The sequence below is a fragment of the Streptomyces sp. G45 genome, assembly GCF_049542095.1.
Classification (GTDB): domain Bacteria; phylum Actinomycetota; class Actinomycetes; order Streptomycetales; family Streptomycetaceae; genus Streptomyces.
On record NZ_JBMUZU010000001.1, the window covers coordinates 826,013 to 848,595 of the forward strand.

Here is a 22,583-nt window from a genome sequence, read left to right on the forward strand (position 1 = left end):
TCAGGGGATGGGCTTGAACGAGTAGTACGTGTGGGACGGGTCGTTCCAGGAGAAGCCCGCGCTGACCAGCGCGGTGGCGCTGCCGGAGCAGTTGCTGGTGGGCCACAGGTGGACCGTGCGGTTGGTCTTGTTGGTGCCGCGCACGGCGCCGGTGGTGTTGTAGCAGCGGCCCACCTCGGGGTCGAACTCGATGGTGCGCAGCCCCGAGGCGTCGTAGTACTCGAAGTAGCACGATCCGCCGCCGGGCGGCGGGCAGGCGGGCACGCGCGCTCTGGCCTCCGCCGGGGAACTCGTCGCCTGCCCTGTCTGCGCGAGCACGGTCAGGCCGAGCGCCAGCACGGTGGCGAGGGCGATGCGCAGGGTCGTGCGCGGGGCGGTGCGTACGTGGGTCATGGTTCCGCTCCTTCACGGGTCGACGGCGGAAGGCGCCCGCCGTGTACGGGGTGGGGCCCGTGCCTGGTGTTCGGGACGGGTCCGTACCTCCGGATCGTGAAGTCCGCGTGGTGGGACCGTCCATCACCCACACGAGCGGGAGCGGCTCGCGAGGGGCGCGTGCGCGGGTGTCGGCTGCGGGGGCGCGTGAGGGGGCGCTGCCGCGCGGGGGCGCGTGGGGAAGCCCGCCGCGCGAGGGCGTGCCGGGCTCGCCTGGGGAAATCCCCCAGGTCAGGTCGGGGGACATCACCGTTCCGCGAGGGTGGCCCGCTGCCTAGCGTGAGGGGTGTTGACCACGCCGGGCACAGGCCGGGCTTGCCGCGGGAGTTGTGATGATCGAGGTCCACGGGCTCACGAAACGGTACGGGCCCACCACCGCCGTCGAGGCGCTGAGCTTCACCGTCCGCCCCGGAGCCGTGACCGGCTTCCTCGGCCCGAACGGCTCGGGCAAGTCGACCACCATGCGCATGATCATGGGCCTGGACCGGCCGGACTCCGGCTGGGCGCGGATCGACGGGCGGGCGTACGGCGAGCTGCGCTGGCCGCTGCGCGAGGTGGGGGCGCTCCTGGAGGCGCGCGCCTTCCACCCGGGGCGCAGCGCGCGGGCGCATCTGACGGCGCTCGCCGCGGGCGGCGGTATCCCGCGTGCCCGGGTGGACGAGGTGCTGTGTGCCGTCGGCCTGAGCGAGGTCGCGGGGCGGCGCGCGGGGACGTTCTCGCTCGGCATGGCGCAGCGCCTCGGCATCGCGGCGGCGCTGCTGGGCGACCCGGAGGTGCTGCTGTTCGACGAGCCGGTCAACGGCCTGGACCCGGAGGGAGTGCGCTGGATCCGGGAGTTGATGAGGTCCCTGGCGGCCGAGGGCCGCACGGTCCTGCTCTCCAGCCACCTCATCGGTGAGATGGCCGTCACCGCCGAGCGTCTGGTGGTGATCGGCCAGGGGCGGCTGCTCGCCGACACCTCGGTGCGCGAGCTGACCGCGTGCGGCCGCTCGCTGGAGGAGGCGTTCCTCGCGCTGACCGGCACCGCCGCCGAGTACCGCGGCGCCGCCCGGCCCACCGACGCCGGAAGGAACCCGCGATGACCGCCCTCACCCCCGACGCGTCCGGGTACGGCTTCGCCGACGCGGCCCGCATGGAGTGGATCAAGCTCCGGGCGCTGCGCTCCACGTCCTGGACGCTGCTGCTCACGGTCGTGGGCATGGTGGCGACCGGCGTCGTGACGATGGCCCACACGAAAGCGCCCTCGCCGGACGAGGCCGCCGCCTTCGACCCGACGAACCCCGACGAACAACGTCCTGGCGGGCGTGGCCCTCGGCCAGCTCCTCGTCGGTGTCCTCGGCGTCCTCGTCGTCACCGGGGAGTACTCCTCGGGGTCCGTCCGCGCCACGCTCGCGGTGATCCCCGACCGTCGGCTGCTGCTGGCCGCCAAGGCGTCGGTGTACGGCGGCACGGTGCTGCTGGTCGGGGAGGCGGTCAGCCTCGTGACGTTCCTCGCGGGGCGGGCCGCGCTCGACGGCGGTGTGCCGCGGCCGGAGCTGGGGGACCCCGGGGTGCTGCGGGCGGTGCTGCTGTCGGGGGCCTATCTGGCGCTGGTCGCGCTGATGGGCGTCGGCGTCGGGGCGGTCACCCGGCACACGGCGAGCGCCGTCGCCGCCCTCGTCGGCGTCACCTTCGTGCTGCCCGCGCTGATCGGCGGCCTGTCGGGACCGGCCGTCGCCCGGTTCTTCCCGACGATGATCGCCGCCAACTCCCTCGCCGTCGCCGAGCCCGTGGACGGCATGCTCACGCCCTGGGCCGGGTTCGCCGTGCTGTGCCTGTACACAGCCGTGCTGCTCGGCGAGGGAGCGCGGCTGCTGGCCCGCCGGGACGCCTGACCGGACAATGATCACCATGCGTGACACCCGCCCGACCGCCCCGCCCGCTCCCCCTCCCCTGTGCGGGCAGGCCGCGCCCGCGGCTCCTTCCCCGGCCGTCGCGCCGCGGAGGCGCGCCCTGGCGCGTACGGTGGCGCGCGCCCCGCTGACCCGGCGCTCCCTGGCGGAGGCACTGCACTGCCTGCTCGCGTTCCCGCTCGGCCTGGTCGGCGGGGTCCTGGTGACCGTGCTGCTCGCCGTGGGCGCGGGGCTGACGGTGTCGCTGCTCGGCGCGGTCATCGGGCTGCTCGTCCTGGTCGGCGTGGTGCGGCTCGCGCGGGCGCTCGGCGAGGCGCACCGGCGGCTGGCCGGTGCGCTGCTGGGTGAGCGGCTGCCGAGGATGGCGCCGCCGCAGCGGGGCGCGGGGCTCTTCGGCCGCCTCGACGCGTGGCTGCGGGACGGCACGGGCTGGCGGGCCGTGACGTACGCCCTGGCGAAGCTGCCGCTGTGCGTGCTCGGGATGTACGCGGTGCTGTGGTGGCTGACGGGGCTGCTGAACATCACGGCGCCGCTGCGCTGGGGCGTGTTCGGGCAGGCGGCGGACTCCGGTGACGGGCGCGGCATGCCCGTGCTCACGCCCCTCCCGTTCGGGGGCCTCGAAGTGCACAGCTTCGCGGGGACGTTCGCGGCGTGCGCGCTGGGCGTCGCGCTGTTGTGGCTCGCGCCCTGGCCGACGCGGCTGGTCGTGGAGGCCGACCGGCGGCTGCTGCACGCGCTGGTGGGCCCCGCCCGCCTCGCGGACCGGGTGCGGGACCTGGAGGAGACGCGGGCGCTCGCCGTGGACGACTCGGTGGCGCTGCTGCGCCGCGTGGAGCGGGACCTGCACGACGGCGCGCAGGTCCGCCTGGTCGCGGTCGCCATGAGCCTGGACATGGCCAAGGAGCGGCTCGGCGCGCCGGGCGACGGGGACGCCGTCGTGCACTGCGGCGGCCGGGCCATCGACCTCGCCCGGGTGCGGCAGCTCGTGGAAGGCGCGCACCGCAACGCCACCGAGGCCCTCGGCGAGCTGCGCGACCTGGCCCGCGGGCTGCACCCTCCGGCCCTCGACGACGGCCTGCCCGACGCGCTCGCCACGCTCGCGGCCCGCAGCTCCATCCCCGTCGACCTGACGGCGCACGTGCCGCGGCGGCCGACCCCGGCCATCGAGACCATCGCGTACTTCTGCGCGGCCGAGCTGCTCGCCAACGCCATCAAGCACAGCGGCGCGACACGGATCGACCTCACGGTCGCCGAGGGCGACGACGGCCGTCTGCGCCTGCGTGTGGCCGACGACGGCCGCGGGGGCGCCGCCGTCGGCGCGGGCAGCGGCCTGACCGGTCTCGTCCAGCGGGTCCGGCCGGTCGACGGGCGGTTGGACGTCGACAGCCCGGAGGGCGGTCCGACGACGGCCGTCGTCGAGCTGCCGATGCGCGCGTGAGAGCATGCGGCCATGCGTGTCGTGATCGCCGAGGACGCCGCTGTGCTGCGGGAACTGCTGGCCCAGATGCTCGTCGAGCGGGGGCACGAGGTGTGCGCCGCCGTCGGTGACGCGGACGCGCTGCGCGCCGCGGTGGCCGAGCACCGCCCGGACGTCACGGTCGTCGACATCCGGATGCCCCCGTCCCACACGGACGAGGGCCTGCGGGCCGCGATCGACGTCCGCGCCTCCCACCCGGGCACGGGCGTGCTGCTGTTCTCGCAGTACGTGGAGACGAAGTACGCCACGCGGCTGCTCGCGGCGGGCTCGGCGGGCGTCGGCTACCTGCTGAAGGACCGGGTGGCGAACGTCGCGGAGTTCACCGACGCGCTGGAGCGGGTCGCCGCGGGTGGCACCGCGCTCGACCCCGAGGTCGTGACCCAGCTCGCGGGCGCGAGCCGCCGCGCCGCCGAACTGGCCCCGCTGACCCCGCGCGAGCGGGAGGTCCTGTCGCTGATGGCACAGGGCCGCTCCAACGCCGCGATCGCGCAGGCGCTCGTCGTGTCGGCGGGCACGGTCGAGAAGCACGTGGCGGCGGTCTTCGACAAGCTGGGGCTGCCCTCGTCGCAGGACCACAACCGCCGGGTGCTCGCCGTCATCCGCTATCTGAGGTCCTGACGGGCGGTCACCTCCCGCCCCGCGCCCCGCGGTCCGGACGCCGCGCCCCGCCCCGGGCGTCCCGGTCGCCGCCGGTCGCCCCCGCGTCCCGTACGCCCCGTCGGCCGTCCCGCTGAACGCGGGCGCGCCGCCCTCCGTATGACCCTGCGTACGCCCCTCCGCGGGACCCTCCGCGAGACCAGGGGCACCCGCCACCCTCGGAAGGACAGAGGCATATGCCAGAAGCACCACCACATCGTGTGTTGCCAAATCCCTTACGAGCCTGAGCCCGCTGTGCCAGAGTCATTACCGGTCGAGAAGGCGTCATCGACGTCAGCGCGGCCGACGACCCGCACCAGCCCCACGAACCCCGCCGGTCGCACCGCATCGCCTACGGAGCACCCCATGCCGTCCCATGTGTTCGCGGACCGCCCCGCCCAGCCGCCCGAGCGCGGCCCGGTCGACGCGCTGATCTCGCAGACGCGCAGGCTCCGTGGCGAGGTCGACGCCGTGCGCCGCGAGGCCGGGGCCGACGGCGCCGACCCGACGGGCCGCTGGCAGCGCGCCCTGTGCGACCTCGCCGTACACCAACTCAACGACCTGCACGGCCACTTGGCGCAGCTGCGGGAGGGCCCGCCGCGCACGGACCGCCCCCTGGACGGCCCCGCGCGGCCGGAGCCCGGCCCCGGCTCCCTGCTCAGCCGCGTGGGCAGCGCGGAGTGGAACCTGCTCACGGACGAGGCCAGCTGGTCCGGCGAGCTGTACCAGATCCTCGGCCGCGACCCGGCCGCGCCACCGCTGTCCCTGGACGAACTCCCCTCGCTGGTGCACCCCGAGGACCAGCCGCTGCTGACGGCGATGGTCACGGACTGCCTCGTCGACGGCAAGCCGATCGACGGCGAGTTCCGCGTGGTGCGCGCCGACGGCTCCACCCGCCAGGTGCACATGATGGGCGAGCCGGTGCTCGCCGCCGACGGCTCCACCGCCTCCATGTGGGCGGTCCTCAGGGACGTCAGCGAGCTGCGCCGCAGCCAGCAGGCGGTGCGCGAGTCCCGTGACTCGCTGCGCCAGGAGCGGCACCTCGCGCAGACCGAGCACCGGCTCGCGGTCGAGCTCCAGGAGGCCGTGCTGCCGCCCTGGCACGGCTCCCTGGGATTCCCGCGCGGCGGCCCGGCCGGGCTCGACCTGGCCGCCCGCTACCTCCCCTCGTCGTCGAGCGCCCTCATCGGCGGCGACTGGTACGACGCGATGGAACTCACCGACGGCCGGACCCTGCTGAGCGTCGGCGACCTCACCGGGCACGGCGTGACGGTCACCTCCGGCATGGCGATGCTGCTCGGCGCCCTGCGCGGCATGGCGGCCGCGGGCACCCGGCCCGCCGCCGCCCTGGGCCTGCTCAACCACCTCCTCGACGCCACCGTGCAGCCCGCGCTCGGCAGTGCCGTGTGCGGGGTGTACGACCCCGACCGGCGCGTCCTGACCTGGGCGCAGGCGGGCCACCCCGCCCCCCTGCTGTTCCGCGAAGGGACGGGGCGGGCGCTGACCCCACCGGACGGCGTGCTGCTCGGCGCCCTGTCCGGAGCGGAGTACGCGCACACCGAGGAGGCGCTGCGCCCCGGTGACCTGCTGCTGCTGCACACGGACGGCCTGGTGCCGCGGCGCTCCCGAGATGCCGCGACCAGCCGCCTGCTCGCCCTGGCGCCGGAGTTCGCCGAGGCGAAGACGGCACAGGACTGCGTGCGCCGCGCCGTGGAGGAGTTCGGTGTCGCCCCGCGGGAGGACGACGCCTGCCTCCTGGTGGCGCGCGTCGACGCCTAGGGACACCCAAGGGCGCCTAGGACTCGGAGGCCACGCTGCCGCCGGGCCGCGCCGGGTCACCCCGGAGCCGCCGGGCCGCGGCGGACCACGAAGCCCTAGCCCCGGCTTCGTGCCCGGTGCGCGGAGCCCGTAGACGGCCGTCGAGCCACGACGGCGGCCGTCGTCGTGGATGGCCCACCGTTGTGGATTGCCTCGCTAGGCCTGCGCCCACTTGCCCCCTCCCTGCCTGCCCCGCGCCTTCGGCAGGGCGTGCTTGATCTCCTCGCGCAGGTCCTCGATCTTGGGATAGCCCGCGTACTGGGCGGTCAGCCGGTACATCTCGCGCAGCCGGTCCCAGGTGCGGTGCGAGGAGTTGGAGCCCATGGACACCAGGGCGAGGCGTGCGTAGCGGTCGGCCTGCTCGGGGTCGTCGGCGATGAAGCAGGCCGAGGCGAGCGACAGATAGTCGAAGATCATCGACCGGTCGTGCCCCTTGCGCCGCAGGGCGATGGCCTCCTTGGCGTGCCGCTGCGCCACCAGGGCCGCGGACGGCTCGTGCTCGGCCAGCGTCCGGTAGGCCAGGGCCTGCATGCCGTGCAGGTCCGCCTCGTCGAACATCTGCATCCAGCTCGGCGGCGGCACGTCCCCCTTGTCGGAGACGAAGAGGTCCTCCGCCTTGCCGAGGGTGCGCCGCATCGCCTGGCCCTTGCCCATCGACGCCTGCGCCCAGGCCTCGATGGTGTGCAGCATGGCCCGGGTGCGCGGCAGGGCCTGGCCCCCGGAGCCCGACGTGGCGAGCTTCATCAGGTCCAGCGCGTCGTCCGGCTTGCCGAGGTGCACCATCTGGCGCGCGGCGCGGGACAGGGCCTCGCCCGCCCGCGGCCGGTCACCGCCCTCGCGGGCCGCGTGCGCGGCGATCACGAAGTACTTCTGGGCGGTGGGTTCCAGGCCCACGTCGTGCGACATCCACCCGGCCAGGACCGCGAGGTTGGCGGCGACGCCCCACAGGCGCCGCTGGAGGTGTTCGGGATGGCGGTAGGCGAGCATGCCGCCCACCTCGTTCAACTGGCCCACCACGGCCTTGCGCTGGAGTCCGCCGCCGCGGGAGGCGTCCCAGGCGCGGAACACCTCGACCGAGCGCTCCAGCTCCTCGATCTCCTGGGAGCCGATGGGAGCCGCCTCGTAGCGGTCGAATCCGGCGGGGTCGGCGTGCAGGGGATCGGCGTGCAGCGGATCGTGGAAGCGGGGGGCGTCGGCCTTCAGGGTCGGGTCGGTGTGCAGCCAGTCGTGCATGGCGCTGCTGAGTGCGGAGCCGGCGGCGAGCGCGGCACCCGCGCCCACCAAGCCGCGTCGGTTGAGCATGAGGTCCATTCCCGTGAATTCGGTGAGGACCGCGGCGGTTCGCTCGGGCGCCCACGGCACGCCGTCCGGGTGCTCGACGCCCCCGTCGCCGCGCTGTCTGCCTGCGCGCCCGTGCCGGACCAGACCGAGGTCCTCGATGGTCACGACACGGCCGAGACGCTCGGTGAACAGGACTGCCAGGACCCGCGGCACCGGATCGCGCGGGATCTCCCCCGTGTCGATCCAACGCCGCACCCGCGAGGTGTCGGTGGCGAGCTGCGGATGACCCATCGCGGCCGCCTGCCGGTTCACCAGTCTGGCGAGTTCGCCCTTGGACCATCCGGCCAGGCCGAAGAGGTCCGACAGGCGGGTGTTGGGTTGTCCGTTCACATCAAGCCCCCAGGTTCTCGGCTGAGTTGACAGTAGCCCTCTGTCAGTTGCTGAGCGACTATTCGCCAGGGTTCGCCAGGGTGCGCCACATGGTGTGCCATGGGCCTGTGGGTGTCAGGTAGGAGTGCGCCACCCCGACCCGGTCACCACAAGGCATTCCCCAGGGTGCACCCACGGCGGCCGGGGCGGGAGGGCGCCGCGACTCACTGGCAGCACGAAGGGATCTGTATCGCCCATGTACGCAGCATCGTCCTCCGTGTCCGCCCCGCACCGGCCGCTGCGCCCCCACCCTCCGTCCCGTGGCTCCGCCCGGCCGCCGGAGACTCCCCTGTCGGGCGGCGGCCCCTATCTGGCCCCGGCCCGCCCCGCGTCCGCCCCGCTCGGCACGGCTCGGCCGCGGCGGGCCGCGGCGACCGCCGGTGGACCGCTCAGCGGGAGACTCGACCTGTCCGGCCCGCAGGGCGCGCAGCTGCGCACCGCGATCGCGTCGGTGCACCGCATCTGTCCCGAGTTCCAGCCCGTGCAGGTGCTGCGCCGCAGCGGACGCACGGTGCTGATCGTCGGTACGACGGGCCGCAGCACCGCCGTCGCCAAGTGCCTGCTCGACCACTCCCCGGTGTGGGCCGAGCGGATCCGGCACGAAATAGCGGTCTACCGCTCGTTCGTCCGGCACCGTCCGCCGGTCCGCGCACCGCGTCTGATCGCGGCGGACCCGGACGACTGCACGCTGGTGATCGAGCGGATGCCGGGGCGCGTCGGCGCGCTCCAGCGCCACCCGGTGGAGACCCCGCCGCGCGCCGACGTCCGGGCGGCGGTGACCGCGGTGTGCCGCCTCAACCAGTGGCGCCCGCCGCAGGAGATGTTCGGCAGGCCGCTGGACTACGGTCGGCGGATCTCCCGCTTCCACGAGCTGGGGCTGCTCACGGACCGGGACATGGGCGACCTGCAGAAGCTGCTGCACGGCATCGCGCACGCGCAGGGCCCGCAGCTGACGTGGCAGTTCTGTCACGGCGACGCGCTGCTGTCGAACATCCTGCTGTCCCCGCCCGGTCCGGTCCTGGTCGACTGGGAGCACGCGGGCTGGTACCTGCCGGGCTACGACCTGGCGACGCTGTGGTCGGTGCTCGGCGACGCCCCCGTGGCGCGCCGCGACATCAGCCAGCTCGCCCAGGCCCAGGGCCCGGCGGCGCGGGACGCCTTCCTGGTCAACCTGATGCTGGTGCTGACCCGGGAGATCAGGCTGTGCGAGACGGCCGTACAGCGATCGCTGCACGAGGCGCCCCCGGCGGCAGCGGGGCAGGCCCACCCCGCCGCCGCGCCGTCCGGCGAGGAGCAGCGGCTGCTGCTGCGGCGCCTGCACGACGACTGTCAGATGGCCCGCCGGGCCGTCCGCGCGGCGGTCGGAACCCGCTGACGGGGCGCCACCCCGGGAACGGAGCCCCTTGGCGCGCGGCACCAAGCGCCAAGGGGCTTTGCGCACGCGGGGCCTCGTGCGCGGGGGGGGCGGCAGCCGCCCGTGAGCCGCCGTCACCCGCCGCCGGTCGCCGCGAAGAGCCGTTCGCACAGCCCCCAGACCGCCGCGCGCGTACGGGGGTCCGACACGAACGCGGGCCAGGGCACCCGTCGGCCCCTGGTGTCGACGTACGTCCCGGTGACCCCCTCCAGGCGTGGGCTCGACGCCAGGTGGAGGCTGGAGCGGGCGGGTCCGGCCAGGTCGGAGCGGAGCTTCTTCCGCTACATCCCGGCCCGTGGGTACCGCGCGGGCATACGCCATGCCGCCCCGCTGTTGTAGCCCTTCGCACTTGATCATGATCAACGACGGAGGGGGCCGCCATGGCGGACAGCGCAGCTCACGTGCACGGAACCGTGGCCGAGGGATACGAAGGGGTGCGGGAGGAGTTCGCCGCCGTGGTCGCCGGGGAGCGGCACCCGTCCGAGGCGCAGCTCGCGGTCCGCGTCCACGGGCGGGCGGTGGTCGACCTGTGGGCCGGGCCCGGCACCGAGGAGTCCACGGTGACCTGCCTGTACTCCATCGCCAAGGGGGCCGCCCACCTCGTGGTGGCGCTGCTGGTGCAGGACGGGACCCTGGACCTGGACCGCACGGTGGCCTCGTACTGGCCGGAGTTCGCGGCGCACGGCAAGGACCGGCTCACGCTGCGCGAACTGCTCGCGCACCGCTCCGGAGTGGTCGGCGTCGACGGCGGGTTCACGCTCGACGAGCTGGCGGACGACCGGCTCATGGCCGCGCGGCTCGCCGGGCAGCGGCCGTTCTGGGAGCCCGGCACGGCGTTCGGCTACCACGCGTTCGTGATCGGTGCCCTCACCGGCGAGGTGGTGCGCCGCGCGACCGGGCGCTCCCTCCAGGAACTGTACGAGGAACGCGTCCGCGCCCCGTACGGCCTGGACTACTACCTGGGCCTGCCCGCGGCGCTCGACGACCGCTTCGCGCCGGTGCTGCCGCTGCTGCCCACCGAGGAGGAGGCCGCACGGCTGCGCGCGGACGCGGCCGCCCCGGACAGCGTCCCGGGCGTCGCCTTCAACCAGCACGCCACCCCGCCCACCGACCTGGTCGCCTTCGGCAACGCCCCCGCCACGCGGACCCTCGGCCCCGCGTCGTCCGGCGGCGTCGGCACCGCGCGCGGCGTGGCCGGGATGTACGCGGCGGCCATCAGCGAGGTGGACGGCCGGGCCCCGCTCCTGACGCCCGCCACCATCGCCACGTTCGCCAGGGTTGCCTACCGCGGCACCGACGAGGTCACCGGCATCGACGACCCCTTCGGCCTCGGCTTCGAGGAGCTGAGCGGCCGCTACGCCTTCCTCGGGGAGACCGCCTTCGGCCACAGCGGCGCCACCGGCTCCCTCGGCTTCGCGGACCCGGCGAGCGGCGTGGCGTACGCCTACACGCGCCGCCGGTTCGGCTTCCCGTCCGGGTACGGCGCGGGCCCGGAGAACCACCGGCTCGCCGCGGCGGTGGTGCGGGCGGCGGCCGGGGCCGCGTAGGCGGTCCGCGGGCCGAGGAGTCTCGGTCAGCTCCCGCGGGGAGTCCGCCTGCCGCACGCCGTGGTCCTACGCTGGTGCCGACCGGAAGGGTGGGGATGATGGACGTACCGAACGTCGTCGGGGACTGGCAGGAGTACCAATCGGATGAGCTGGCCGGGCTGCGGGTGCGGGTGCACCACCTGAGGAAGGCCGTCCCCAAACGGGGCCGCGACGACGACGCCAAGGGGCTGACGTACGTCGCCTTCGACGTCACCTTCGAGAACCGCGGCGCCGAGTACTTCTCCGTCGACCTGCACGACCACCCCCGCCACTTCGACGTGCGGGTCGGCCGGGACGGGCACGGCGCGTTCGTCGACGAGTACGGCTCGTCGGGCATCCGCGACTTCAACCTGTACCCGCAGCGCCGCGTCACCGCGGTCCTGTACGCGGCCGCCCCGGCCGCGAAGCTCAAGCAGCTCGACATCCAGATCAGCCCCCGCATCGACGACGAGCCGGTGTTCGGCTACGTGTGGGTGGGCGGCCTCGGCGTGCACGAGGGCTCGACGCGCGCCTCGGCGCGCGCGTCGACGTCCCGGACGGGCGTGGCGAGCGAGGTGGAGCGCTACCTCCAGGACAACACGCCGCCGGGCGACTGACACCCCCCGTACGGACGGCTCGCGCCACCCCCTCGCGCGCCGCATGGGTCATTCATTGGTCCATTCCACTGACGCGGCGCAGGCCCCCGCACCGCCCGGGGCGAAAACCCGCCGGACCGGCGCTGACATGGGAAATCCCCTCTTCTGGGCATGATTGACGGATCGTCGGCGAGCCGGTACCACTGACGCACGCCCGGCCCCGCACACCCCGGTGCGCGTCACCGGCCCAGGAGTCCCAGGAGGCTGCTTTGCGAGGATCCGCCCCCGCCCCCGTCCCATCCGCGCGCAGACGCAGCCTCAGGACGGCGGGCGCGCTGGCGTCCGCCGCCCTGCTGGTGCCGCTCATCGGCGCCGCCCCGGCCGAGGCCGAGCCCACCGGCCCCGCGTCGCTGCAGCGCGCCTTCGCCTCGGCCGCCGCCGAGTACGACGTGCCGCAGAGCGTGCTGCTCGGCGTCTCCTACCTCCAGTCCCGCTGGGACGCGCACGGCGGCGCCCCGAGCGTCACCGGCGGCTACGGCCCGATGCACCTCACCGACGCCCGCACCGCGCTCGCCCGCGCCCCGCACCACAGCGAGGGCGACGAGGACCCGCGCGGCGACTCCTCCCGCCGCACGCTGCGCCCCCGCGAGGTGCCGAAGGACACCCGACTGCCCGCCCGCCTCACGACGTTGAAGCGCGCGGCCAAGCTCAGCGGCATCCCCGCCGCCGAGCTGCGCGAGGACCCCGCGGCGAACGTCCGCGGCGGCGCCGCGCTGCTCGCCGCCGCCCAGCGGCGCCTCGGCAAGCCGCTGAGCGCCGACCCGGCCGACTGGTACGGCGCGATCGCGGCGTTCTCCGGCGCCGAGGACCGGGCGACGGCGGCCACGTACGCCAACGAGGTGTTCGCCGTCATCCGCGACGGCGAGCGGCGTACCACCGACGCGGGCCAGCGCGTGGCGCTCCCCGCGCGCCCCGGCCTGCGGCCCGACCCGGCGCAGCTCACCCGCATGGGCCTGCGCAAGGCCCCCGAGGCGGAGACGGACTGCCCGAAGTCGCTGGCCTGCGAGTGGATCCCGGCCCCGTACGAAGAGTTCGGGGACAACGACTACGGCAACCACGACAAGGCCGACCGGCCCGCGTCCCAGGACATCAAGTACATCGTCGTGCACGACACGGAGGGCCGCTGGGAGGGCGTCCTGAACCTGGTGCAGGACCCGACGTACGTGTCGTGGCACTACACGCTGCGCTCGTCCGACGGGCACGTGGCCCAGCACGTGCGCACCAAGGACGTCGCCTGGCACGCGGGCAACTGGTACGTGAACTCCAAGTCCGTCGGCCTGGAGCACGAGGGCTTCCTGACGGCCCCGGACACCTGGTACACGGAGGCGATGTACCGCTCGTCGGCGCGCCTGGTGAAGTACCTCGCCAAGCGGCACGGCATCCCGCTGGACCGGCAGCACATCCTCGGGCACGACACGGTGCCGGGCACCACCGCCGCCACGATCCGCGGCATGCACACCGACCCCGGCCCGTACTGGGACTGGCAGCACTACTTCCAGCTCCTCGGCAAGCCGTTCCACCGCACCGCGGGGCCGAAGGGCGGCCTGGTGACGGTCGCGCCCGAGTTCAGCGCCAACAAGCCGGAGTTCACCGGCTGCGTCAAGCCCGGCGAGACCTGCGTGCCGCACGGCTCCAGCGCGGTGCGCGTGTACACCGAGCCCCGCGAGGACGCCCCGCTCGTCAAGGACATCGGCCTGCGCCCGGGCGGTGAGCCGTCCACGATCGACGTCAACGACATGGGCTCGCGCCTGTCGACGGGCCAGCAGTACGCCGTCGCCGACCGCCAGGGCGACTGGACGGCCGTGTGGTACCTGGGCCAGAAGGCCTGGTTCAAGAACCCGAGGAAGCAGCCGACCGCCGTCGACGCGCGCGGCTGGGTGGTGACGCCGAAGGACGGCGCGAGCGAGGTGCCGGTGTACGGCAGGGCCTACCCGGAGAAGGAGGCCTACCCGCAGGGGGTGCCGGTGCAGGCGGTCTCGCCGCTGCCGTACAAGCTGCTCGCGGGCCAGCGCTACGCGGTCGGTGACCGGCTGCCGGGCGAGTACTTCTACGCGCCGACGTTCGAGCTCGAGCCGCACCGGGTGGTGCGCGGCAAGGACCTGTACTACCAGATCCAGTTCGGCCACCGGGTGGCGTTCGTGCGCGCCGCCGATGTCGACGTGGTGCCGTCGGGGCGGTAGCCCTCGACCGGACGCCCGGGGGCCCGCCCCCCCGGGGACGCGCCGGGCCCGGACCTGCGTGGGGCAGGCTCGGGCCCGGCGTTCATGTACGGGTCCACGGCCGCCGCGGCGCCCGTGGTGCCGTGGCCGGGCCCGGCGTCCGGGTCAGCCCGCGGTGTCCGTACACCAGATGGGCTGGCCCTGGTAGTAGATGCACACGTTGCCGTCGTCCTGGACGGACAGCAGGGCGCCGTGGCGGCCCGAGGTGTTCGACGCCCACACGGGCCGGTTGTCCTGGGCGTAGACCACCAGGTTGCCGTCGCCCTGCATGACCGCTCGGTAGCCGTCCGGGCGGGTGTCCGGGGACCACACGGGCTTCTCGACGCTGTCGCGGTAGACGACGAAGTTGCCGTCCTCCTGGAGCCGCATCAGGGTGTGGCCGTTCCCGGACGTCCAGGCCATGTTCCGGTAGATCGTGCTCGACGGCGTGTTGGGATAGATGTCGTTGTTGCTCATGCGCGGCTTCCCTCCCTGTTCCCTCCCCGACGAGCGGGGCGGACGCCCCGCTCTCCCCCGACGCTAGGCGCGGCGGCCCCGCGCGGCTGAGAACAAAGCGCGCCAGCCTGAACAGGGCGGTATGAAGTGTGGGAAACCGCCACGCATGCGCCCTCCAACGAAGGGTGCCCACCAGCCCGTTGGGCGGTGGGCACGCACGCCGCCCGCGGGCGGTCCGGCCGGAATCCCCGGCCGCGCCGACGCGGCCCGGCCCGTCCGGGGCGGGTACCGGCCGCCGTGACGCGCGGTCGTCGTGGCGCGGTGGCTCAGCCCTGCTGGAACAGCTCGGCGGGCAGCGGCTTCAGAAGGGCGTACAGGTCGTCGGTGATGGGGCGGTCCCAGGCGGCGATGGTCACGAGCACGTTGTCGCTGCGGTCGAACTGCACGCAGGAGATGCGGCTTTCGGAAAGCCGCAGGCGCCGCACGATCAGCAGGTTGTCGCCCTGCATCACGGGCACGTCCTCGCTGGAGACGACGGTGACCTCCTCGTCGTTCTCCAGCGCGAGCAGGAGCTGGGCCACCTCGAAGGGCACCTCGCCGTCGGCCAGCTCACGGGCGGGCGAGCCCTCCGGCAGATTGCCGATGATCATCGCGGGGCCACGGCCGCCGAACAGGTCGTAGCGCAGGAAGACGCCCTGGCAGGTGCCGTCGGGCGCGGGCAGCAGACCGGCGCCCAGGTTGCCGGGCCAGTCCCCCGGGTCCATGGCCAGGACGTCGAAGTCCGGGCCCGCGGGTGTGGCGGAGCTGCGGCGGCGGAGGAAGGACATGCGGCCATGGTACGTCGCCCGCGCGCCGTTCCCGGCGCGGGGGCGGGGGCGGCGAACGCCGTGGTCACGGTCGTGCGGCGGCGCCCGGCCCCCTGGCCGGGGCCGCCAGGTTCAGGCCGTGCCGCGAGTGCGCGCCTGGTGGCGGGCGACCCGGGCGCGGTTGCCGCAGGAGGGCTTGCACCACTCCTGCCGGGGGTGGTCCTTCAGGAAGTAGCGCACGCACCGCGGGGCGTGGCAGGCGCGCAGCCTGGTCCGGTCGGGGCCGGTGAGGAAGGCGAGCGCGGCACGGGCCAGGGCGGCTTCAAGCAGGTCGGCGGTGCCCGGGGCGGGCGCGGGGGCGGGCGTCTCGTGGACGAGGGGTTCGCCGCCGGGCGGCCAGGTCAGGACGGGCACCGTGGGGACGAGGGCCGCGGCCTCGTTCAGCCGGGCCACGGCGTCCGCGAGCGGCGGGAGCCGCCGGGCGTCGGCCCCGCTCGGCTCCTCCGGACGCACGGCCTGCGCGAACAGCGCACGCACGGCGGCGCGCACCGACCGCACCCGTTCGAGGGCGGCCGCGTCGGCGCGGTACCGGGGCGCGGCGAGCGCCTCGGGCAGGGCCGCGGCGTGCCCGCGTACCCAGGCGGTGAGACCGTCCGGGGTGTCGAGGTCGTCGGCGACGCCGCCCTGGCCGTCGTGGCGGATGGTGAGGGCGAGGTCGAGGGTGAGAGCGGGTGCGAGGGCGGGGGCGGGCTGTTCCGGGGCGGGCTGTGCCGGGGCGCCCTGGGGGACGCCGCCGACGGCGGGGGCGGGGCGGGCATGGGGCACATGATAGGTTCCGCGCGGTCCGCGGCTCGGGGGTCCGGCACCAAGGCCTGGCGCGGGGCCCGGAGCGGCGGTCCGACGCGGGGCCGGGTGCGGCCGTCCGGCACCAGGGTCCGAGCGGTGCCGTCGCCGCCCCGGCGGCCCGTGGGAGTCCGGCGCGGTCAGGGCCGTACCGGGCGGTTGACAGCGATCCACGAGGGCGGGGCGGTGGCCCGGCGGCCGGGGAGGGGTGACGGTGTCCGACAGAGCCGTACTGAACTACTGGCGTGACGGGCTCGGCCAGGTGCCCGAGGAGGTGTGGCGCCACCCGCGCCTTGAGGTCCTGCTGCTGCCCGACAACGCGCTGACGGAGCTGCCCGCGCGCATCGGCACGCTCACCGCGCTGCGCACGCTCGACCTCGGCCACAACAGGCTCACGTCCGTCCCGCCGGAACTCGGCCGCCTCACCGGGCTCAGCGACTTCCTGTACCTGCACGACAACCGGCTCACCACGCTCCCCGATGAACTGGGCGACCTGACGCGTCTGACGTATCTGAACGTCGGCGAGAACCAGCTGAGGGCCCTGCCGGACGCGGTCGGCCGCATGACGTCCCTCGTCGAACTGCGTGCCCAGCACAATCGGCTCACGGAACTCCCCGGAACGCTCGGCGCGATGCGCGCGCTGCGGGAAGTGTGGCTGCGCGGCAACGCGCTCAGCGCTCTGCCCGACGCGGTACGGCACTGGGGTTCCCTGCGCGAACTGGAGCTGCGTGAGAACGCCTTCGAGACGATCCCGGAAGTGGTGCGCTCACTTCCGCTCCTGCGCCGGATCGATCTGCGGGGGAATCGGCTGCGCGAGATCCCCGACTGGGTCGCGGAGCTGCCCGCTCTGGAGAAACTCGACCTGCGCTGGAACGACATCCGCGACAGCGCGGGCCCGCTCGCGGCGCTGCGCGCCCGTGGGTGCGTGGTCCTGCGCTGACCGCGCGCCGCTGCCGGGCAGGGCCGCCGGACAGGGTCACCGGATAGACCCGCCGGACAGAGCCGCCGGGCAGGGCCCGCCTCCCCGCCCCGCGCGGTCGGCTGACCTGCGCGGTCGACATCCCGTGCCGTCCGGAGCGATCCGCGCGGCCCTCGGCTCCGTACTCCTAGCGACCGTATGTGCGCCGCGGCTCGCGGCTCCGGGCCCGCGGGCCTGCCCTGGAGCCGCCCTTTTCGCTGCCCATTTCCCCCCGGGAATTCTCCCTTACCCGTGGACAATCCGCGCCGACTGTCCACAAGGAAGGACGGATATACGGACCCCGGAATGCCTCACCCCGGCAGCTTTCCCCTGCGATGGGAGCTGGTCCGCAGTTCGCGGCGGGCGACATTCCAACGGCTTCTGCCCACCCTGGAAATGACATGAGATCAGGGAAATGCGGATGCTGCCATTCCCGGGTTGACATCAAAGGTGACAGCGCTACAAGCTGTCCCACGACCGGTTATTCACCGGCGACGCCCCGCCGCACTCCATTCCGGAGCCGAAAGGGCGCCCCAAGAAAGGAACCGCTGCCGCGTGTTCCTCTGCGCGATCCGCCGCTTCCGGAAGCGGGCGACCATTCCTCTCCGGGCAGCGGTCAGCCCACCGCTGCCGAATCCGCGGCTCCCCGAGTGAGCCCCGGGCCCGGTCCGTCATCCGGTCGGCGGGTCGTTCGCTCCGCCACGCCACCGAGAGCGAGAGGAGGGAAGACCGTGACGAAGCTGCCGATCCGCAGGACGGGCCCGATCCGCCTGACGACGGCCTGTTACTACGTGTGCGCCGAGCAGTGACGCGCCCCCAGAGCCGGGCCCCCACGCGGCGGGCCCGGCTCCGGCGCTCCCCTCCCCCCTCTCCCCGCACTCCGCCCGTCCCGATCACCTCCCCACGGCATCCCGCTCAGCCCGACCGCGCTGTCCGCGGCGGCGCCCCCCCGCGTCCACGCGGCCTCCCGTACGGGACCTCCCCCTCGCATCGCCTCACGCCTTCACGCGCCCCGCCCTCCCCTCCCCCGCGCCCCCACGCGCGGCACCGGCGCGCGAAGTCCCGTACCGCCACCCGCACTTCACGCCAAGGAGCACCCGCATGTCCCGGACACCACCCCATCACCGCTGGGTCCTCGCCCCCACGGAACCGGGCGGCCCCCAGGAGCCCGACGACGTCCCCGCGCACCCGCGCCCGCATCTGGAGATCGACTGCCACCGCGGGCTGCGCGGGCCGTTCACCGGTGGCGGGCTGCTGCTGCGCCACCTGGTGCCCGAGCTGATCGTCCACCACCCGGACGCGGTGACGGCACGGGCCACCGAAATCACCGCCGTCGTCCCCGAGTTGGCGCCGCTGGTGCCCGGCGTCCCACGTCCCCTGTCGCAGCGGGCGAGCCCGGGCGAGCGCACCTGCTTCCACCCCGCCGAGCGCGCCCTGCGCCTCGCCCATGGCATCGCCGAACTCGCCCTGGGCTGGGCGCGCCGCACCCGCCCCGACGGCGCGGTCATCGCCTTCCACGCCGTCGACGACGCCGACCCCACCGACCGGGACCTCGTCGCCCTGATGCTGCGCCGCTGCGACCCCGCCGTGCTCACCGTCGTCACCGAGAGCGCCGCCACCGCCGAAGACGCGCTGACCGGCGCCCTGCTGACGTACACCACACAGGCCGTGGCCCCGCCGCGGCGGCCCGTGCGGCGGCCGAGGGACGCCGACCCGGCGCAGCTGTTCATCGAGTCCGACGGCACCAGCGCCGACCCCGAGCTGCGGGCGGCCTACCGGCGCCTCCCCCAGCGGGAGCGGGCCGAGCGGCACACCGCGCGGGCCCGTCACCTGGTCGACCTCGACGATCCGACGCTGCGGTACGGGGCCGTCCCCTACCACCTGGAGCGGGGCGCCGACCCGGCGGGCGCGGGCGTCGCGGCGCTCACCGACGCGGTCAACGGCTGCTTCGCCGCGGGCTTCTACGCGGCCGCCGCCGACCTCGCGGAGCGCGGGCGGCGGCTCACCGCGGGGCGCGCCTCGTCCCAGGAGTTCCGGAACTTCACCCACAAGGCGGCCGCGTGCCTGAGCCAGCTCGGCCGGGGCCACGAGGCGCTGGCACTCCTGGAGGAGCTGCGGCGCGGCACGGCCGACCCCGACGACCACATGGGCGCCGCCCACCTGGCCGCGATGCTCCACTCCCGCTTCCTCCCCCCGGCCGACCGCGACGAGGACCAGGCCCTGGCCTGGATCAACACGGCCATCGCGCTCGCCGACACCCACCCCGACCCGCGACGGCGGTCCTTGGCGCGGGCGTTCACGCGGGCCGCGCGGGCCCTGGTCGAGCTGTGGCGGGGCGACGCCGACCGCGCCCTGGCGCTCGTCGAGGAGGCCATCGCCCTCACCGACGCCGACTTCGGGCCCGACGAGCAGCCCCTGCACCGCTCGGTCCTGCTGCACCACCGCGCGCAGGTCCACGACGCGCGCGGGGACCACGCCGCGGCGCTGCGGGACTACGACGACCTGATCGCGCGCGACCCGGACCACGGCGAGCACTACGTGGAACGCGCGGCACAGCACCGGGCCCTCGGCCACCCCGAGGAGGCCCTGCGGGACTACGCCACCTCGATCCGGCTCGGCCCGCCCTGCCACGAGACCCACTTCAACCGCGCGGACCTGCTGCGCGAACTGGGCGACGACGAAGGGGCCCTGAAGGACCTCGACTACGCGCTCGACGTGGCGCCGGACCACCTGGACTCGCTGCTGCACCGCGCCGACCTGCTGCTTGAGCGCGGCGATCTGGCGGCGGCCCGCCGCGACGTGGAGCGCGGCCTGGTCCTCGCCCCGCGCAACGCCCGCTTCCTGGCCGCCCAGGGCGAGCTGCTCGCGGCCACGGGCGACGCGGACACGGCGTACGAGAGCTACTCGGCGGCACTGCGGGAGGACCCCGCGTTCGTGGCCGCCTGGGTCAACCGGGCCGTCCTCGCGTACGGCACGGGCCGCGCCGACCGGGCCGTCGACGACCTGGACCGCGCCATCCGCCTCCAGGACGACGCGGTGCTGCGCGCCAACCGGGCGCTGGCCCTCCAGGACCTCGGCGAGCACCGGCGGGCCCTCGCCGACCTGGACGCGGCGGTGCCCGCCCTCGCGGACGACGACCCGGAACTGCTGTACCGGCGCGGGGTCAGCCGTCACGCCCGGGGGGACGCGCGGGGCGCGCTCGCCGACTGGCGTGCGCACCTGGCGGCGTTCGGCCCCGGCGAGACGTCACCGCACGCCAAGGACATCGCGCTGCGCGCCGGGGACGTCACCGTCGTGACGACGCGGAAGCAGGGGGTGTGACCTCGGGCGCGCGGCGGGCGCCGCCCTCAGCCGAGTGCGCCCCGCGCCCTGGTCACCGGTGGTGTGACCAGGGCGCGGGGGCGCGGCTCGTGTGCCGGGGGCGGGTCAGCCGTCGCGGCCGCCGCGCCGGGCGACGAGCGAGGCGCTGATCTCGCCCGCGCGGACCGCCGTGTTGGACAGCAGCGTCGACGTCAGGCCGTGGGTGTGCTCGGTGCCGCCCTGGAGGTAGATGTCGGCGCGCACGTTCGGGTGGGTGGCCACGCGGTGGTCGCGGCCGACGACCAGCTGGTCCTCGTCGTCGCGCAGGCACACCTTGGCCAGCTCGCCGAGGTGGTCGCCGATGCCGCGCGGCTGGTAGCCGGTCGCGTAGACGAGCAGGTCGGCGGCCATCGTGTGGCGCTCGCCGGTCGGCAGGAACTCGACGCCGACCTCCAGGCCGTCCTCGCGCACGTCGATGTCGCGGATGCGGGAGACGTTCAGCATCCGCAGGCGCCGACGGCCCTGGACCTTCTCCTGGTACATGGTCCGCGACAGGGACTCGATCAGGTCCATGTCGACGACCGAGTAGTTGGTGCCGCGGTGGTAGTCGAACAGCGACTGCTTCACGTCCCGCGGCGCGTTGTAGAAGACGTCCACGGCCTCCGGGTCGAAGATCCGGTTGGCGAAGGGGCTGTCGTCTGCGGGCGTGTAGCCGTACTTCGAGAAGACCGAGCAGATCTCGGCCTCGGGGAAGTGCCGGTGCAGGTAGTCGACGGTCTCGGCGGCGCTCTGGCCCGCGCCGAGCACGACGGCGCGCCGCACCGGGGCGCCGGACTCGCGCAGGGCGGCGACGCGGGGGATCAACTCGCTGTTGTGGAAGACCTGGTCGGAGCTGACCGTGCCGGGCGGCAGGTGCGGGGCGAGGCCCGTCGCCACGCAGAGGCTGCGGGCGCGCCGCACGACGGTCCGCCCGGGGTCGGCGGTGTCGCGGCTGACCACGTCGAAGGCGGTGACCTCGCCGTCCTCGGTGACCGGCCGGACGGCGACGACCTCGGAGGAGTACGTGACGGCGTCCGCGACGCGGGCCGCGGCCCACTCCAGGTAGTCGTGGAACTCGATGCGCAGCGGGAACAGGGTCTTCTGGTTGAGGAAGTCCACCAGGCGGTCCCGTTCCCGCAGGTAGCACAGGAAGCTGAAGTCGCTGGTGGGGTCGCGCATGGTGACCAGGTCCTTGAGGAAGGACACCTGCATCGTGGCGTCGTCGATCAGCATGCCCCGGTGCCAGCCGAACCGCGGCTGCTTCTCCAGGAATCCGGCCCGTATGCGGTCCTTGTCGGCGGAGCGTGCGTTGTGCTCCCTGACCGCGATGGCCAGGGCCAGATTCGACGGACCGAATCCGATCCCCAGGACGTCGTAGGTGTCCTCCGGTCCGCTCGGCCCGTGGGACATCTCGTGCGTTTCCAGCCCGCTGTGCTGTGTGTTCACCCGGTACATCGCCTCCCTAAGCAGGCACATGCTAGATAAGGTTAGCCTTACCTTGCAATGTCTGAGGTGAAATCGCCCGGCGGCCTTCGCTCGCGCCCTGTGAGGCGCCGCGAACCAAGGGACCGAACGTACACGACTCAGCGGTGCCGCCGGACGCGGGCCTCCCCACGCTGATCTGGGCACTCGTCAGCGGCGATGCGGAGAGCGGCGGATCCGTCCGGGGCGCCCGGCGCCGCCATGTCGCCCTCCTCCACGCGCACCAGCCGGTACCCCTGCTCGAACCGCGGCCTGCCGCGCCGGTCCGCCTTCTTGGCGCGGGCCCGGCGTGCCGCCGCGAGCAGCGCCGCGACCTCCGGGCTCCTCCTGCGCAGCCGCAGGAACGACTGCTCGGACCAGCCGCCGAGCGCGGCCGCGGTCGACTGCACCGCGCCGTCGCGCACGGCCCTGAGCGCGACCCACAGCGCGGCCGAACTCGGCGCGTCCGCCGCCGCCACGGCGCGGGCGCGCTCCCGGTCCCGCTCGGCGAGTTCGGCCGCCGCGGCCATGGCGGCCGCGAACTCGGTGTCCCGGTCCAGCCAGTCGCGGAGCATCCGCTCGGAGACGCCCGCCGCCATCGCGCAGCCGCCCGCGTCGAGCCCGAGCGCCGCGGCGCGCAGCGCGTCGGCCCGGCGCACCGCGGTCTCCTCGCGGAGCGTGGGACTGTGCCGCAGGGCCCGCCACAGGGCCCGTTCGAGGTGTTCTTGCGCGTCGAGGTCCGCGACCACACCATCGGCCCAGGCCTCCAGTTGGGGCGCGGAGCCCGTGCGCCGCCGCCCCACTCGTCTGTCGTCCACCCACCCCACCCCCGTAGACAGCCCGCGACGGACCACAGGGCACCCGCGGAGAATCCGGCACAGAAACTTAGGCTAGCCTCACCTAAGAATAACCTGTACGTCTC

Annotated in this window: 18 protein-coding genes; 11 read left to right on the top strand and 7 right to left on the bottom strand. The window is 74.6% G+C overall.

Going from position 1 to position 22,583, the window contains the following annotated elements; genetic code table 11:
- Positions 1-393, bottom strand: a complete 393-nt coding sequence (locus ACOBQU_RS03430; RefSeq protein WP_423624411.1) for a hypothetical protein — start codon at positions 391-393, stop codon at positions 1-3.
- A 371-nt stretch (positions 394-764) separates the two neighbouring features.
- Between ACOBQU_RS03430 and ACOBQU_RS03435 the strand changes: the two genes are divergently transcribed.
- From ACOBQU_RS03435 to ACOBQU_RS03455, 5 genes are all read left to right on the top strand, one after another.
- Complete coding sequence (locus ACOBQU_RS03435) at positions 765-1,514, top strand: ABC transporter ATP-binding protein (protein WP_423624412.1); 750 nt, start codon at positions 765-767, stop codon at positions 1,512-1,514.
- A 222-nt stretch (positions 1,515-1,736) separates the two neighbouring features.
- Positions 1,737-2,306: an ABC transporter permease subunit gene (locus ACOBQU_RS03440; protein WP_423624413.1), complete on the top strand. Its 570-nt coding sequence runs from the start codon at positions 1,737-1,739 to the stop codon at positions 2,304-2,306.
- A 16-nt stretch (positions 2,307-2,322) separates the two neighbouring features.
- On the top strand, positions 2,323-3,762 hold the full coding sequence (locus ACOBQU_RS03445; protein WP_423624414.1) for a sensor histidine kinase: 1,440 nt from the start codon (positions 2,323-2,325) through the stop codon (positions 3,760-3,762).
- A gap of 12 nt (positions 3,763-3,774) precedes the next feature.
- The gene (locus ACOBQU_RS03450; RefSeq protein ID WP_423624415.1) at positions 3,775-4,419 is read left to right on the top strand and encodes a LuxR C-terminal-related transcriptional regulator; all 645 of its coding nucleotides are present in this window, start codon (positions 3,775-3,777) and stop codon (positions 4,417-4,419) included.
- 384 nt (positions 4,420-4,803) lie between these two features.
- A complete protein-coding gene (locus ACOBQU_RS03455; RefSeq protein ID WP_423624416.1) occupies positions 4,804-6,216 on the top strand; it encodes a PP2C family protein-serine/threonine phosphatase in 1,413 nt (470 codons plus the stop codon).
- Positions 6,217-6,411: 195 nt separating this feature from the next.
- Here ACOBQU_RS03455 and ACOBQU_RS03460 read toward each other — a convergent pair whose 3' ends face one another.
- Positions 6,412-7,926: a hypothetical protein gene (locus ACOBQU_RS03460; RefSeq protein ID WP_423624417.1), complete on the bottom strand. Its 1,515-nt coding sequence runs from the start codon at positions 7,924-7,926 to the stop codon at positions 6,412-6,414.
- A 235-nt stretch (positions 7,927-8,161) separates the two neighbouring features.
- Here ACOBQU_RS03460 and ACOBQU_RS03465 point away from each other — a divergent pair, with 235 nt between their 5' ends.
- The 4 genes from ACOBQU_RS03465 to ACOBQU_RS03480 all read left to right on the top strand — a co-directional run bounded on the left by ACOBQU_RS03465 (position 8,162) and on the right by ACOBQU_RS03480 (position 13,780).
- Entirely contained in the window at positions 8,162-9,340 is a 1,179-nt protein-coding gene (locus tag ACOBQU_RS03465) for an aminoglycoside phosphotransferase family protein (protein WP_423624418.1), read from the top strand.
- A 419-nt stretch (positions 9,341-9,759) separates the two neighbouring features.
- Positions 9,760-10,926 carry a serine hydrolase domain-containing protein gene (locus tag ACOBQU_RS03470; RefSeq protein ID WP_423624419.1) on the top strand — a complete coding sequence of 389 codons (1,167 nt, stop codon included), beginning with the start codon at positions 9,760-9,762 and terminating at the stop codon, positions 10,924-10,926.
- A gap of 95 nt (positions 10,927-11,021) precedes the next feature.
- Entirely contained in the window at positions 11,022-11,561 is a 540-nt protein-coding gene (locus ACOBQU_RS03475; protein ID WP_423624420.1) for a hypothetical protein, read from the top strand.
- A gap of 248 nt (positions 11,562-11,809) precedes the next feature.
- Positions 11,810-13,780 (top strand): N-acetylmuramoyl-L-alanine amidase, encoded by a 1,971-nt coding sequence (locus ACOBQU_RS03480; RefSeq protein ID WP_423624421.1) that lies wholly within the window; start codon positions 11,810-11,812, stop codon positions 13,778-13,780.
- A gap of 144 nt (positions 13,781-13,924) precedes the next feature.
- Here ACOBQU_RS03480 and ACOBQU_RS03485 read toward each other — a convergent pair whose 3' ends face one another.
- From ACOBQU_RS03485 to ACOBQU_RS03495, 3 genes are all read right to left on the bottom strand, one after another.
- Positions 13,925-14,275: a hypothetical protein gene (locus ACOBQU_RS03485; RefSeq protein WP_423624422.1), complete on the bottom strand. Its 351-nt coding sequence runs from the start codon at positions 14,273-14,275 to the stop codon at positions 13,925-13,927.
- A gap of 305 nt (positions 14,276-14,580) precedes the next feature.
- Complete coding sequence (locus tag ACOBQU_RS03490) at positions 14,581-15,081, bottom strand: hypothetical protein (protein ID WP_423624423.1); 501 nt, start codon at positions 15,079-15,081, stop codon at positions 14,581-14,583.
- Between the two features lie 111 nt (positions 15,082-15,192).
- Positions 15,193-15,885: a CGNR zinc finger domain-containing protein gene (locus ACOBQU_RS03495; RefSeq protein WP_423624424.1), complete on the bottom strand. Its 693-nt coding sequence runs from the start codon at positions 15,883-15,885 to the stop codon at positions 15,193-15,195.
- Positions 15,886-16,117: 232 nt separating this feature from the next.
- Here ACOBQU_RS03495 and ACOBQU_RS03500 point away from each other — a divergent pair, with 232 nt between their 5' ends.
- Together ACOBQU_RS03500 and ACOBQU_RS03505 are read left to right on the top strand one after the other, a co-directional pair.
- A complete protein-coding gene (locus ACOBQU_RS03500; RefSeq protein ID WP_423624425.1) occupies positions 16,118-16,843 on the top strand; it encodes a leucine-rich repeat domain-containing protein in 726 nt (241 codons plus the stop codon).
- Between the two features lie 1,119 nt (positions 16,844-17,962).
- Positions 17,963-20,182: a tetratricopeptide repeat protein gene (locus tag ACOBQU_RS03505; protein ID WP_423624426.1), complete on the top strand. Its 2,220-nt coding sequence runs from the start codon at positions 17,963-17,965 to the stop codon at positions 20,180-20,182.
- A gap of 105 nt (positions 20,183-20,287) precedes the next feature.
- Here the strand turns inward: ACOBQU_RS03505 and ACOBQU_RS03510 are convergent, their stop codons facing one another.
- Entirely contained in the window at positions 20,288-21,655 is a 1,368-nt protein-coding gene (locus tag ACOBQU_RS03510; RefSeq protein WP_423634229.1) for a lysine N(6)-hydroxylase/L-ornithine N(5)-oxygenase family protein, read from the bottom strand.
- A 128-nt stretch (positions 21,656-21,783) separates the two neighbouring features.
- Positions 21,784-22,479, bottom strand: a complete 696-nt coding sequence (locus tag ACOBQU_RS03515) for a hypothetical protein (RefSeq protein WP_423624427.1) — start codon at positions 22,477-22,479, stop codon at positions 21,784-21,786.
- Between the last annotated feature and the right edge of the window lie 104 nt (positions 22,480-22,583).